The sequence below is a fragment of the Fluviispira vulneris genome, from assembly GCF_014281055.1.
Classification (GTDB): Bacteria; Bdellovibrionota_B; Oligoflexia; order Silvanigrellales; family Silvanigrellaceae; genus Silvanigrella; species Silvanigrella vulneris.
Window position 1 is genome coordinate 763,491 of the sequence record NZ_JACRSE010000001.1, and the last position, 15,133, is coordinate 778,623.

Genomic DNA, 15,133 nt, shown 5'->3' on the forward strand with positions numbered 1-15,133 from the left:
TTCTTATACTTGCAGTTTTTTTTTGAGAGTGGTAAGTCTCCTTTTATAATCTCCTCTTCTCTCATCGTAATTATAGTTTTCTATTTTTTTGATCTTTTTTTGTAATAGTTCGTATGTTTTTTAGAGGAGATGACATGCATATTTATAAAGGAAAATTTAATTCTATTTTTATAAAACAAAAAATAAAAAGCACACTTTCATTCATGAGTGTTTTTGCGACTGCATTTTCAATGCAAGCTCATGCACAAAATAGCACACAGCACAATAAACCCGATCCAACTGAAGATGTTGCAGGGGGCGTAGGAGAAGCTGGTTTTAATGCCCCAAAATATGCAGTTTTGCCCACTGGCAAGACTTTGCCTAAAGGAATTTTTAAACTCGATCTCCCTTTCGCTTATACCTTTGGCAGCGATGGTTTCGACAGCACAGGCAATTCTGTGCAAAATGGTTTGAGTATGGAACGTTGGGTCAATGGAATTCAATTGCAATACGGGTTGACCAATTCCATCTCTGTGGGAGTGGGCATTCCGATTGTTTTATCCAACCATGTGCAAATGGATGGCAATAAAATAGTGGCTAACTCAGAAATGTATGAGCGGTATTATAATAAATTCGTCAATGAGTTTGCTACTCAATTAAGTGCCCAAGGAAGATGTCCTTCTGTTCAAGCTTGTACGAATCAAATTAATGATGGGAGCTTAACGCTTCCTGCAGGCCAAACAAATATTATTCTGCCAACTGGTGAAGTTGTGACCTTTACGGCAGGAGATGTCATCAAGGATCAAATCAGGAACACACTTTTAACGGCATCACAACCGGAAAATGGTGCTACAGGTATAGGTGACTTACAATTTGGTATTCTCTGGAGTGTCATTTCAGAAGAGTCTCCTATCCGCCATGTACCTCTCTATGTGGCTGTTGGAGGGGGGTTGCGTTTACCAACTGGTAAGTTCAGTTTACCAAACGCGGTCAGAGGAACGGGTGGAGACAATACCCTCTTAACTGGCGGTGGAACATACGATGTTATTGCCCGCTTGAACGTAGACTATGTCGCAATGCCTGGTCTTATATTTAGCTGGCAACATATGTCCGAGTATTCGTTAAACAAAGTCAATTTTAGCCGTTCCAGTATGCTTAACAGCGACGCATATAACACAGCAGATCCAAACTACAGTACAACCAACGGCCACGGTGATAAACAAGCAAATATCCTGACCTTCAAAAGAAAGGGTTTGCACAATATTGGTTTCTTCCAAGTGGCTTGGGGAGTGGGCAATGCCACTGAAACCTTAAAATGGCTCGGTCTTTTCTCTCAATTCAAATACAACTTTGCTGCAAAAGCTTATTTAAATGACCAACCTATAAACGTTATGGGTGACCAATTCTTTTTAGGAGATTCAAGCATGCACCCAGACCATGGAGCTGAACAGTATTATTCTGTGTTGATTGGTTCAAAATTCAGTGGTTTGCCTTATCGAATTCCATTGGAGTTTGCTGGTGAATTCGAATACCCAATCGCCGGTAAAAATCGTGCTGTATCTCCTATGAATGTTAAAGGAACATTGTCGCTCTATTTTTAATTTTAAAATAGCACACAGGAAATTATGTACTACCCAAAGTCCTAATTTTCTTTCTTTTTATTTAAAAACAAAACAGCCTCACAAAATATTATTAAAAAATAAAATTTCTTTTCTTAATTCACACATTGATAATAAATTCATACATTTAAGATCTGCTACAGAGAAATAATTGCTTCCCATTCACAAATATAATATTTAGAATTGATGCTGTTTTTTTGACTCCCTCTTTTTGTATGGAGCACTTAAAATAGCAAAAGACTAACTCAAATTAAAGAAATTAAAATGAAATTATTCTATATTTTTCTCTTTTCCCTTTTCTGCTATCTATCGACAAAAGCGCAAGCAGAATGGAATTTTCAAACACCTCTTACACAGTCGGTCAATCCACAAAATGGTGCACTTAAATTAACATATCCAATTGGCGCAATGATTAAAAGAGGTGAAATAGAATTTCAACTGATTGCAAAATATGATCAAGTTTTAAAGGAAAACTTATTTGGTTTAGGTAAAGGTTGGACATTTCCTTTTACAAAAATAGTAAATGATAAAATATATCTAAAAGAAGGCGGTATTTATACCCTCAAAAATAAAAAAATAGAAGGATTAAACAGAGCCTATCCTAAATTTACAGATTATGAAAAGGGTGCGCAAAAAACCCCTGACAACCGTGAATTTCGATACCTTTTAACTTATTTAAATGGCAATAAGGTTTATTTAAATAACAAAGGCAATGAAATTTACCGAGAGGATCGTTATGGAAACTCTATAAAAGTATTTTATAATTCAGATAATTCCATTCAATCAATCGTTGACTGCTATGAAAATTATTATGCTCTGAGTGCCAATGACTTGATCGACGATGAAACAGGAAAAACTTCAACAGGGACTACATTGACATTGAGTAAAGATGGTATAACTCAAGAAACCATTCTCAAATTTATATTAGATGATTATTCTCAATTGCATAAAATAATTCAGTTCAAAGATAACACAACATTTGTTTCAAACAAGTTTTTATTTTCTAAACTTAATGATGGAGTCTACACTGAAATTATTTCTGCCACTGGTGTAGTTACGAGTATTGAATATCTCAAAATCCCAAATAGCAAAAATATACCAATCTATAGCGTTGGTAAAATTCAAGTGCTTGATAACAAAAAACTTGCTCTACCAAGTGAAAGATATGAATATACTTTTTCCAATAAAAATTTCGCCGACTTTATCGATCCACAAATTTATAACGATTTATCTACACAGAATCAAAAAGATTTGCTCTATAAGACAAGATTTATTAAAGGACTATATGTCACGGAATATACTTACAATCACCTCAATTTATTAGTTGCAAAAGTAATCTATAAAAATACAGATCTCATTTCTAAAGTAAAATATAAATATCAGGGACAAAATGCAAAAGAACAATTTCCCCCATATTCTAAGCTCGAAAATAATTATAACTTATTAGCAGAATCGTCATATACTTTTTGTAAAGGTGATAAAGAATCTTTTTCTAACTCATTTGAAACAGCGCTTGTTTCAGTAGAAAATTTCTTTAAAACTAAAGTTTTAGGCGATAACCTTTCTTCCCTCCTTCCCGATTGTAAAGGAATTAATTACAGGGAAATTGCACAATATGACAATCTAGCTAGATTAACATATCAAGAAGATAAATTTGGTTTTAAATATAATTATTCCTATTTTGATGAAAATAAATTTGGACTCTTAAAAAGAAAAGAAGTGCAAAGTTTAAAAGACAATAAAATGGCTGAAAGCTACACTCTTACTGAAGACAATAAATCTATTTATTCCAAAACAGATGAGGTTTTATCTCAAGGAAAATGGCAGCAGCTTTATATAAATCAATATGCTTACTTCCCCGATGGGGAGAAAAAGAAATCTATTTTTTCATATTCATCTTTAGCGCCAAGATGGTTTAAAGGTGGAAATATTTTATCAATTCAAAATATGTATACAAATAATCTTCAAGATAAAAGTATTATGCATGATCCAAATTCAATAGTTAAATTGACCAGTTCAAAAGATTTTATTACGGGCGAATCACGAATAACAAGTGAAACATTTGACAAAGCCACAGGGAAACTCATTAAAAAAGAAGACGGCCTTAACCGATCAACCCAATATTTTTATGATTATCTCGGCAATCTTACAAAAATCGTTTATGCAGATGGCAGTCATGTAGCTTATTATTATATGATTGGAAAAAATGGACAAAAGTCTGTTTCTATCCAAATGAATTCTTACGGAGAAACTAAAAAATATTATTATGACGCTCTTGGTAATCTGCTCTTAAAAGCCCGTGTACTTTTCAATGGTGATGAAAAGCCATATGAAACCTTTGCCAATCCATATGAAGCACAAAACTACCAAATCATGAATGGATTAAAGTATTATACACTAAGTAACAATATGGGTTCGTTTATTATAAATTTTTCCAAAGATATGAATGGAAATATCAAAGTATTTCAAGTCACACTTAAAAATCCTATATCTGACAAAAAATTAGCTGAGTATACTATTTCTGCACATGAAATAAATTACATGGGAGACAACGATAAACTCTTCAAAGTTCTCAGTAAAATTATTGAAAATAAATCGACAAATTTAGAAAAAGAAACAGGTATTTTAAAAAGCACTGTGTATGAATATGACGACTGGAACCAATTGGTCAAAGAAACTAATCAAGTAGGCGATAGCATAAGTTATACTTATAATCCAGCAAGACAGTTGATAGCCAAAACTCTCCAAGATAACAAAACTAGTATTTATTATGAGTATAATCTTCTTGGTAAACTCAGATACACGTCTGTCGCAAAATCTTCTGAGTCATACCAATATCCTATTTATGATTATAATATTTACGGTGATCTCATTAGCAGTAACAGCAAATTAAATACTATCAATTACACTTATAACAAAGCTTCTGAACTCATTAAAATGGACAAAGGCTCACATAGAATATTTGAATACGCTTATGATGTTCTCGGACGGAAGATCCAAGAAATTAATACTTTTGATAAAATAAATACAATCTATAGCTATGGGAAAAATGGAAAAGTAGAAAGCATTACAGAAAATGGTTCAGAGATTTCGTATTCTTATTCCCATGAAGGTCGGCTCTTAGAGAAAAAGTTCCCGAATAAAAAATTTATTTCTTATACTTATAATTCACTTGGACAAAAAACAAGCATGAAAAATATCATTGGTGACATCACTCGCTACAGTTATGATCATCTAAATCGATTGACACAAGCAAGCTCAAATAGCTTAGGAAATGTCGATATCGTGTATGATAGTTTTGGTAATATTATTAAAAAAACTTATCCACAAAAAAGCCAAAGAGAATTTAAATACGATTTGCTCAATCGTCCTATTGAAATTATATTTTCTGATAAAAAAAATAATTTTATAAATAGACAAAATATAACTTATGATTTAAGAGGAAATATCTCTACAAAAACATTTTCGTCAACTCGTACAAATGATCTTGAAAGTAATAATACAACTTTATATGAATATGACAGGCTCAATCGTCTTATTAAAGAAACAGTAAAAAACACTGAAAACAAAATTTCTTACGAGAACGAATTCATTTATGATATCACAAATAACATAACTACAAAAACACAAACTAAATTTGATGTAACTGAAAAAAATAAAAAGGTGTTAACTAAAAATATTATTAAGTACACTTACAATAGCTTACTTAAACTTTCTGCTATAAATAACAATGGGAAGATTACAGAAATCAGTTATGATCCCGTATGGAATCCAACCACCGATGAAAATGGCAGATCATTAGTTTATAATAATAAAGATCAATTATTGAGCCGTATTTCACCAGGAAAACCCTTTACTGCTTATATGTATTTCCCCGACGGATATTTAGGTGCTATTTATTACGGTAATAATATTGATTACTACTATTACGATGAAAATGGCCATTTAGTAAATGAAATTGACGAAGATGGCAAAGCAACTAGTTATTTGATTGTTGAAGATGGTTTAAAAGAAAATTAAAATTTTAAGTACTCAACCCCAATAATTTCTTTTATCCCAAGACCTGCATCCGTTTCACTGAGTGTGAGCGTATTGGCTTCAACCTGGACACCACCCACAACAGGATTTTCTGCCAGAAGTGCTGGAGAGTCTAAGTCACAACGTACGATTGATTTCTTTGCAGCGGCAAAATGCGCGGCCGCTGTAACTGAAACTTGGCTTTCGAGCATACAACCCATCACACACTCTACCCCAGCCGCTTCGGCAATATTTAAAATTTTTGTGGCATTGTAAATGCCACCCGCCTTTGCAAGCTTGAGATTGATAAGGTCACACGCTTTGTTATTTATCAATTGCAGGGCATCGAAGGGAGAAAAGACGGATTCATCGGCAAGGATATCGGTTTCAACATTCTCAGTGACGTAACGAAGATCGGATATTCTTTTTGCTTTTACAGGCTGCTCAACAAATTCTATATTTAAATTGAGTTTTTCAAATCTGCGAATAATGCGCACAGCTTCTTTTGCTCCCCAAGCTTGATTCGCATCGAGGCTAATTTTGATTTGATTGCCCACAGCAGTGCGAACCGCTTGCACACGGATAAAATCGAGCGAAGGATTTACGCCCAACTTGAGTTTGAGATCTTGAAAACCTTCATCGAGTGCAACGAGAGCATCTGCTACCATCACTTCAGGTGAGTTTGCGCTAATTGTTAAATCTGTAAAAACAAGATTGTGAAATCCACCTAAATACTTGTAAAGTGGTAAATTAAGTGATTGGGCTAGCAGATCGTAATAAGCCATATCTATTGCAGCCAGAGCTGAGGTGTTATTTACAAAAGTAGAGTGCAACTCACCCATAACTTTTTCGAGCTGGCCGAGATCCGCACCTATGATTTTAGGTTTTAAAATATGATGTAAACAAGAAATAATGGAATCGGATGATTCGCCCGTGATTGCTAAAGTAGGGGCAGCGCTGCCAAATCCGACTAAACCCGATCGGGTTAAGAGTTTTACGATGATATCTTCAGCAAAATAAACAGTTCTTAAAGCCGTCTTAAATGGCTTTTTGAGAGGGATTTTTATTTTGCCGATATGGATATCAACAATTTTCAACCTAAGCCATCCACGCGTTGACGCAATTCTAAACCAGTTTTCCAGAATGGAAGTTTCTTTTCTGGGACACCAATTTTCTCACCTGTTTTAGGATTACGACCATCATATGATTTGTATTTACGCACAGTAAATGCTCCAAAACCACGAATTTCGACACGCCCGTCTTCAGTTAAAGCTTCAGAAACAGTATCAAAGAACATATTGATGAGTTCTTCTGCTTGGGGAGAAGTAACGTCTGCCTTAGATACGAGGATTTCTATTAATTCACTTTTAACCATAAAAGAGGCTCCAATCAAAACGTACAAAAGGAAAGGGATCAGCGAAGATCCCGCTTACAGTATATGCAATTATCAATCTCATAGAAACAAAAATTTTTCAAAGTTTTGGCACCCAAAAATTTAAAAAAAATACCAATAAATGCCAGTTCCAACTCGCCAATCTTGATTTTCGAGATTAAAATCAGCGAATATTTTATTTTCTATACGTGAGAAATACTGATAAGACAAGGAATTTTCTAAAAATAATCTTGTACGCTCACTGTTGTATGTAAATGAATATCTTTTCATCCAATCCAATTGTGAGGAAAAGACTGAAAAGTGATTGGGCCGCAACGATATACCTGTATAGACTCCAAAGGAACCTTCAAACCCATTTACTTCTTGGTAAGCAAGATCTGCTTGGGCAAGTGTGTAAATTTGAAAAATTCCAGATAATAATGCAAAACCTGTTCCACCTTGTAAAAAAGATCGTTCACAACTCGAAAGATAGCCGTATTTATTACAGTCATTATCTTGCTCAATACCTGCTCTTAACTTCCAAGCAATTGGATAAAGTGGTGGATCGAGCGAAGGAAATGATTTAATATTTAGCAAATCTAAATTTTGCACAAAAAGTGTTGATGACTTAAATTCATAACGCAAAAGTAATTTCATCAATTCTATTTGAGCATCCTTTGCATAACCAGCAGAAGGACTGTCAAGACTATGTAAAACAGGCTTTAATTCAAAATCAATTGCATTCCCTGCAAAATATGAATAAGAATATTGCGCTCCCAACCTTGCTCCAGGAACACCATATTCCGGTCTTTCTTCAACCGGTGGATCAATTTTCAATGGTGTAGAAATAACTTCAAGCGATGCTCTCGCCTCCAATAAGTTTTTTCTGAAGAGAGGATATTTAACAGACTCTTCTGTTCCTGCAAGTTTTTCTTTGAAATCTATATATTCAGAAACCGCATCGAAAACCCTTGCCACACTTTCTTTTGAGAAATAATCTTGCAATTCATTGAGACGATATTTTTCTCTCAGAACATCTGAAAAGATATCTTTTTCCTCAGAATTTAAAAGCGCGTAACGAAATCGAAAACGCTTTTGTGACGAAGGACGATATCTAACCTTTTTTACCAGATTTGGAAATTGATTTATAACTCTTAAAGTATCTGCAGGATTCACCCAAAGCATAAATTCGTCTGCAAAGTTAAAATGATCGTTTGCAGTGTCAAGGAGTGTTAATAAAACATATGAACAATTTTCATCAAAATAATAATAGTCAATACTATTATCACCAATTTCCCAAAGACTCGTGGCCATATTAATGGCCTCTTCTTGAGAAAGATTTAACTCATACTCCCAAAGATCTCGACTTTCAGAATTATTATATTCTTGTACCTTTACTGAATAGGGTAACAAACTGTATTTGCCTTCAAAAAGCCCAGTCAACCCTTTATAAGTATACACGAGCATATTATTTGTATCTGGATTTGCTGCAAAATTCACGCCATAATCTGTTAAAGGATTATTTGAATGAATAAATCGCAAGAAACTATGACCAAACATACTTGAAGGATTATTTATATAAAAGGAAGAAAAAACAAGCACAACCCCTTTGGGATCGACAACTTGAATCCACTTTTCAAAACTTGGACAATTTGTTGTTGGAATTTGATAATTTTCATCATCGAGATTTGCTTTTAACCATTTCAAGCGCCGAGGAAATTTACATTTTCCCGATAGATCTCCCTCCTCACCTGAAAAAAAACTTTCTAGAGTCGCATTTAATTCTGCTGAGGGATCTTTCTTACCATTTTGGGATAAATAAAATTTTTCTCCATCAACAAGACCTTTTCTCGGTCCAAAATATTTTCTCTGATAAAAAAGAATTTTGCGCCATTCAGGCATTTCAGCTAATTTTAAATTTTTTGCTTTTTCTAAAAAATATTTTTTTTGAGAATCATCTATAGTAGATTCAATGGCGTAAATATAATTCGTAATTAAAACAAAAAAAATAACAATTAGCTTAATGACCCATCTAAAAAAAAATAATTATATCTGCACATATTCACACGATTGAGCGAGGTTTGATCTTTTAATTAACTCAACTTTTATATTTGATATTATTGCAACAGGATCGTTGGAATTGAAGATTGCTTTATAGTTTGATTTAGAAAATTCTGCAAATTTGCTATAATCACTCTCTTTACAACCAAAAACATCAGCTAAACCAATTACAACTTCTCCACTGCCCTGAGCTACTTCTCTTTGTAGAGAAACGAGATTCGCCGTAACATAATCTTGTTGCTTACGTGCCAAAGCTGTCGCACCGCTACCGCAATTCGAAGTACCGCTTGTGATTCCAAAAGTTTGATTGCCAAAAGTTCCATTTGTTGTTGCAGCTAAAACTTGCTTCCACCAAGTACCCGTGCTTTCAAATATTATAGAACCAAGTCCACAACCTGCCGTGCCATAAGAAGCAGCATATGCTTGCGAAGCGCAAACACTTGATAAAAGTGTCGTTAATAAAAGAGCATTTTTTGAAACTATTTTATGCAACTGATACATAGATCTTCTCCTTATTCATAATTGATCGGACTAACTCGAAAATATTATTAATACAAAACTATATATTTATCAATGAGCAATTGCTAGAAAGAGTATTTTCATTTTTTATTTCTGCTCTAAAATTAGACAAAACTGTTTTTGGTTCTTGTGAATTAAAAATTGTTTTATAATGTGTCTGCGCATACGCAGCAAAATTAGAATATAGTTCTGGTTGACAACCAAATAAAGAAGCCAAACCATTTAAACTATCGCCCGATCCTTGTGAAGTTTCCCTTTGCAGAGATGAAAAATTTGCGACCATATAATTTTCTTGTTTTTCGATTTCTCCAAATAATCCCGATGCACAATTCGATGTTCCGCTTGTAATCCCAAACGCTTGGCTCAAAGTCATATGATTTGTCGTCATAGCAAGCAGTTGTTTCCACCATTGATTTCCAGAAAAAACCACTGAACCTAATCCACAACCCGCTGAACCAACTGCAAAAGCACTCATTGAAAAATGCGACAATCCTAAAACAATTACAAAATAAAAATAATTTTTTAAACTTAATTTCATAAATAACCCCCAAATTTTATTTGCTACTTTAACAAAAACCTCTCGTATTTTATCGCAAAACACGGGAGTACAAAAAATGGAACGTCAAAATAAAATCTTTTTTTTATAACTTATAAATCCCATTGCGAATGGGTTGCAATTCTTTCTTTTATAATTGCTTTATTTTCATCTTTTTCCAAACTTGAAAATTGTGCTTGTGACCTTGCAAAACGATTTTTCCACTCAGGTGGGAGAAGTTCTTTTAACGTTTGTGCTGTAGGAGATGCTAAAGTTGAGCGTGCTTTTTTTCCACTTGCAATTCCCATACCCACAAAAAAACCAGAGGCAAGTAGTGCTGCCCTTATGCATGTAGCAGAGGAATAAGTGATTAATAGAGAGTCTTCTTTAACTCTTTCTCTTAATTTTGAAAAAATATTATACGTCCACAATTGAGGATGACTTGCTGGCGAAAAAAAGTCATAACAGATTATATCTGCATAAGGATATTTAGCTTCACTTTCTAAAGTCTGGACAAAATCTCCTTGAATAAATATCCATTCAAATAATCTTCCATCCTCTAAATTCACTAACAGATGATTTTTTTCTAAACACATTGGGAGAATATGAGTAAATTGATTTATATAAGGAAACAATTCTTTATTCTGCCATAATAAAACTAATCCCTCTTTTTCCAAATCAAAGCTTACGATTGTCATGTGAGTGAGATTTTTATTTGCTAGAAATGCATGAAACATTGCAATTAATTGCGCACCACAGCCCATACCAATATCGTATACAATACACTTTCCATTTTTTGTTTGAATTGCAGAACTTTCGACATATAATTTTTGTGCTTCCTCGTAAGGTCCTACTTGCCCATGCAGAGTTTCTTGAGTGGCCAAATGACGAAAGGTTGGAATCCCAGACTCAGTATAAACAAGAGCATATTTATTTCCAGCATCGTTTATTGGCATTTTACACAAATTCCATCGAGTTGGAGCATATGTTTTTTTGCATCAAACTGTGATGTTCTCCGCACACGTTCAAATATTTTATAAATAAAACTCCAGTCCAAATGGATTTCTTCAACCTTTCCGCATTGTATGCAATTGAGCATGACGTGATTTGGATTCACTTCACAACGGGTATTGCAAGATAAATATTCACCCGATGGAAAGACTTGATGCACAAGGCCAAGCTTCGTCAATGCCTCTAAAATGCGATAGACTGACACTTGATCAACGTTAAGGTTATTTTTTGTTTGAACTTTTTCATATATACTTTTTGGCGAAAGCGGAACGGCTGAATCAGCAAGACATTCTATTACTGCGAGCCGTGGTTTGGTTATTCGGCATTTAGCTTCTTTCAAAGAGCTCACAGCAATGTCATAAAAAGATTTTCCGCTACAACCTTCTGCATGATGAGCATGGCTGTAATTGTGATCGTGGTCATGGAGGTGAGTATTCATCATAAAATCTCCTTTAGAAAGTCTCTGTAACTCTATTGCAATAAAATTGCAATTATGAAAGAGTGCTCGATGGTAAAACTCTGAGTTGTTTTTATCAATTTTTCTCCCGGAGGTCTCCTATGCTCTCAAAAATGCATAAAGCTTTCATTTTTATATCCTTAGCTTTGATATCTGAACAGGCTTATGCCCATGGCGCACATGAACATGGCACAGCGAAGATCGATATTGCACTCCAAGATACAGATGGATCCATCTTCATAAAAGTCCCGAGCGAAAGCATTTACGGTTTTGAACACGAGGCAAAAAGTGAAGCGGATAAAAAGAAAGTTAAAGAAGCAAATAATATATTGAGAAAAAATATTTTAGAGATCGTTCGCTTCGATCCTTCATTAGGCTGCACTGCAACAGAAGATAAAATCACCCCGTTTATCTCCGATTCTGAAGAAGAAAATGAACATGAACATGAAAATTCTTCTGAAAAAAAACATGGAGAACACGGAGATTTTCAAGCTGAATTTAAAATTAAATGCAAACAAACTGCAATAGGTTCAAAAATTCAATTTGCTTTCACCACTTATTTTCCAAAAGTACAAAAAATTATCGTCCAACTAAACAGCGATAAATTACAAACATCTGTTACAGTTTCTAAAAACAAAGGTTTTATCCAATTATGATTCCCATTATTGATGTAAAAAATCTAAAATATTCTTATAAAAAAGGGAAAAATATTTTAGATATTAATGAATTCTCTGTAAATAAAGGAGAAAAAATATTTCTTTTTGGCCCCAGTGGCTGTGGGAAAACGACATTCCTCAGCACCCTGGCTGGAATTATTCCAGCACAGGAAGGTTCACTGAAAGTTTTTGGTACAGAGTTTATCGGTGCAAAAACATCTGTCAAAGATAGTATACGCGGTTCACACATGGGATATATCTTTCAAATGTTTAATTTAATACCATATTTAAATGTGCTTGATAATATTTTGTTACCTTGCAAACTCAATCCTAAAAAAAGAGAAAACTTAGATAATAATTCCTTGTTAGTTAAGTGTAAAGAAATAGCAAAAGCTTTAAATATTGAACATATTTTTTTAAAAAAAGCCAATGAAATTTCAGTTGGACAACAGCAACGCGTTGCAGCTGCACGTGCCTTGCTCGGTTCTCCTAAACTTATTATCGCTGATGAACCCACAAGTTCACTTGACGCGGACGCAAGGGAAATGTTTTTAGAGAATTTATTTGCACAGTGTGATGCTCAAAAGACAACACTTATATTTGTAAGTCATGATAAAAGTTTAGCGAAATTCTTCCCAAGGCAAGTCGCACTGCCAGAAATAAATCGGGCTAAAATATGATTAATCTGTTAAAAATTGCAAGTCAATCATTGTGGAATCGAAAATTATCCACATTGCTAACCATTTTTTCAATTGCCATCAGTATTATGCTGTTTTTAGGGGTAGAGCGCATACGCCAAGGGGCAAAAGAAAGTTTTTCAAATACAATCAGCAAAACAGATCTTGTCGTTGGTGCGCGAGGCAGCGAAATTCAATTGTTACTTTACACTGTTTTTCATATGGGCAATGCAACCAATAATATCTCTTGGAGCTCATATAATAATTTTAAAAATCATCCAGATGTTGCTTGGACAATCCCTTTTTCTCTCGGTGACAGTTACAATGGACACCGTGTTGTAGCAACTGATGAGAATTTTTATGAACACTATCAATTTTTTTCAAATAAAAAAATTGAATTTCAATCGGGCAAAAGACCCGAAAATATTTTTGATGTTGCATTAGGCTCTGAAATGGCAATAAAAGAAAATTTAAAGCTTGGTGATAATATAGTATTAACCCATGGAATAAGTGATGGCCCTGGTATTATTTTACATAAAGAAAACCCATTTAAAGTAACAGCAATTATAAAAGAAACAGGAACTCCCATCGATAGATCTGCGTTTATTACCCTTGAAGGAATGGAAGCAATGCATATCAATTGGCAAAATGGTGCTCCTTCTAATCTAAAAAATAATACGAATTCTCTTCTTTTATCCAAAGAAAATATTAAAATAGAACAGATCACTTCATTTTTAATTGGCGCGAAATCAAGGATCAGTTCTTTAAGTTTACAGCGTGAAATCAATAATTATAAAAAAGAACCTCTTATGGGCATTATCCCTGGAGTTGCGTTGAGTCAACTTTGGATCACAGTGAGCTATGCGGAAACAGCTTTGCAAATCATTTCTCTCTGTGTGGTCATTGTTGGACTGATCGGCATGATGGTTTCACTCTATACTTCTCTCGAAAGTAGGCGAAGAGAAATGGCTATTTTGAGAGCAGTCGGAGCAGGAAAAAGTACGATTATTCTTCTTTTGGTTACAGAAGCAGCCTTTTTAAGTTTATTCGGTGTCATGTTTGGAGTTTTATTGAGTTATTGTTTAGTAGGTATCTCTCAACCCATAATTCTATCCCATTTTGGTATATTGCTTTCTTTTACTTCATTAGATGCTTACGAATATGTTTATTTAATTTTAGTCATTATATTATCGGTTTTTATTGGTCTTATTCCGGCTGTAAAAGCTTACAAAAACTCTCTTATCGATGGACTCAGTATTAGAATATGAAAAAAGCAGCAGGAAAAATTATCTTATTGATCGCTTTATCTTTTACACAAAATTGTTTTGCAAATACTTCTCAGAACACAGTTAAAGTTCAAACTTCGCTACCATATATTATGGAATTGGCTAAAGAAGTGAGTTGTGATTCAAAATCTTTTGATATCCAGTCCATTATTGATTTAGGTGTAGATCCTCATACATTTCATATGACACCCAAGAATCGCATTGATCTCGCTAAATCGGATGCTGTAATTTATATTGGAGCAGATCTTGAAGCGTGGCTTATAAAAATTCGTAAAAATAAAAATGATACCAAAAATCAAGTCTGGCTTGAACTCAGCAATGGCATGAACTTGAAAAAACTAAATGATGAGAATGAATCAACTCACAGCCACTCCCACAGCGACGGTGAAGCACATCATCATGAACACAATCACCTTGAATATGACCCACATATTTGGCAATCCCCAGAACTGACTAAAGTTGCCCTCAATAAGATTGCTGCAACATTTATTTCACTCAAGCCAAACGAAAAAAGTGCTATTGAGAAATGCACGCAAAATTTTATGCTGAGAATCGACCAAGCAGTTTTAACCCTCAAAAAAGATATCCAAAACTTACCGGCAGACAAGAGAGTTATTGCAACCAATCACGATGCTTTAGGATATTTCGCCGATGCTTTTGGTTTTAAAATCCTTAGCATCACTGGACTTTCTGATGAAGCTGCGCCTACACCGGAAGAATTGAAAAAAATAATCGTAAAGATCAAAAATCAAAATGTTAAAGCTATTTTTCTTGAATCCACAGGCAACATGCGCAATATAAAAACCGTAGCTCATGAAACCGGGGTTGAAATTGGGGGTGAGCTTTACACAGACTCTTTAGGTGCAAAAGGTTCAAATGCCGACACAGTTATCAGCATGTGGCAGACAAATGTCAAAACCATCCTTAATGCTTTAAAGAGTTAA

At 34.3% G+C, this 15,133-nt stretch carries 13 protein-coding genes; 6 read left to right on the plus strand and 7 right to left on the minus strand.

Annotated elements, in window-relative coordinates:
• The first annotated feature begins 134 nt into the window (after positions 1-134).
• Positions 135-1,580: a hypothetical protein gene (locus H7355_RS03035; RefSeq protein WP_186645038.1), complete on the plus strand. Its 1,446-nt coding sequence runs from the start codon at positions 135-137 to the stop codon at positions 1,578-1,580.
• A 282-nt stretch (positions 1,581-1,862) separates the two neighbouring features.
• Positions 1,863-5,618 (plus strand): RHS repeat domain-containing protein, encoded by a 3,756-nt coding sequence (locus H7355_RS03040; protein WP_186645040.1) that lies wholly within the window; start codon positions 1,863-1,865, stop codon positions 5,616-5,618.
• Here H7355_RS03040 and H7355_RS03045 read toward each other — a convergent pair.
• From H7355_RS03045 to H7355_RS03075, 7 genes are all read right to left on the minus strand, one after another.
• Positions 5,615-6,712: a dipeptide epimerase gene (locus H7355_RS03045; protein ID WP_186645042.1), complete on the minus strand. Its 1,098-nt coding sequence runs from the start codon at positions 6,710-6,712 to the stop codon at positions 5,615-5,617. The genes H7355_RS03040 and H7355_RS03045 overlap by 4 nt on opposite strands.
• On the minus strand, positions 6,709-7,017 hold the full coding sequence (locus H7355_RS03050) for an HU family DNA-binding protein (RefSeq protein WP_222435647.1): 309 nt from the start codon (positions 7,015-7,017) through the stop codon (positions 6,709-6,711). Before H7355_RS03050 ends, H7355_RS03045 begins: the two co-directional genes overlap by 4 nt.
• A 93-nt stretch (positions 7,018-7,110) precedes the next feature.
• Positions 7,111-8,889 (minus strand): Lnb N-terminal periplasmic domain-containing protein, encoded by a 1,779-nt coding sequence (locus H7355_RS03055; protein ID WP_186645044.1) that lies wholly within the window; start codon positions 8,887-8,889, stop codon positions 7,111-7,113.
• Positions 8,890-9,033: 144 nt separating this feature from the next.
• On the minus strand, positions 9,034-9,549 hold the full coding sequence (locus tag H7355_RS03060) for a DUF3015 family protein (RefSeq protein ID WP_186645046.1): 516 nt from the start codon (positions 9,547-9,549) through the stop codon (positions 9,034-9,036).
• Positions 9,550-9,607: 58 nt separating this feature from the next.
• Complete coding sequence (locus tag H7355_RS03065) at positions 9,608-10,105, minus strand: DUF3015 family protein (RefSeq protein WP_186645048.1); 498 nt, start codon at positions 10,103-10,105, stop codon at positions 9,608-9,610.
• 110 nt (positions 10,106-10,215) lie between these two features.
• Complete coding sequence (locus tag H7355_RS03070; RefSeq protein ID WP_186645050.1) at positions 10,216-11,058, minus strand: MnmC family methyltransferase; 843 nt, start codon at positions 11,056-11,058, stop codon at positions 10,216-10,218.
• Positions 11,049-11,555 carry a Fur family transcriptional regulator gene (locus tag H7355_RS03075; protein ID WP_186645052.1) on the minus strand — a complete coding sequence of 169 codons (507 nt, stop codon included), beginning with the start codon at positions 11,553-11,555 and terminating at the stop codon, positions 11,049-11,051. The genes H7355_RS03070 and H7355_RS03075 overlap by 10 nt, the downstream gene beginning before the upstream one ends.
• A gap of 116 nt (positions 11,556-11,671) precedes the next feature.
• On the opposite strand from H7355_RS03075, the gene H7355_RS03080 reads away from it, so the two are divergent.
• The 4 genes from H7355_RS03080 to H7355_RS03095 are packed head-to-tail and all read left to right on the plus strand — an operon-like array spanning position 11,672 to position 15,133.
• A complete protein-coding gene (locus tag H7355_RS03080; protein WP_186645054.1) occupies positions 11,672-12,226 on the plus strand; it encodes a ZrgA family zinc uptake protein in 555 nt (184 codons plus the stop codon).
• Complete coding sequence (locus tag H7355_RS03085) at positions 12,223-12,906, plus strand: ABC transporter ATP-binding protein (RefSeq protein ID WP_186645056.1); 684 nt, start codon at positions 12,223-12,225, stop codon at positions 12,904-12,906. The genes H7355_RS03080 and H7355_RS03085 overlap by 4 nt, the downstream gene beginning before the upstream one ends.
• Positions 12,903-14,171 carry an ABC transporter permease gene (locus H7355_RS03090; protein WP_186645058.1) on the plus strand — a complete coding sequence of 423 codons (1,269 nt, stop codon included), beginning with the start codon at positions 12,903-12,905 and terminating at the stop codon, positions 14,169-14,171. The genes H7355_RS03085 and H7355_RS03090 overlap by 4 nt, the downstream gene beginning before the upstream one ends.
• Entirely contained in the window at positions 14,168-15,133 is a 966-nt protein-coding gene (locus H7355_RS03095) for a metal ABC transporter substrate-binding protein (RefSeq protein ID WP_186645060.1), read from the plus strand. Before H7355_RS03090 ends, H7355_RS03095 begins: the two co-directional genes overlap by 4 nt.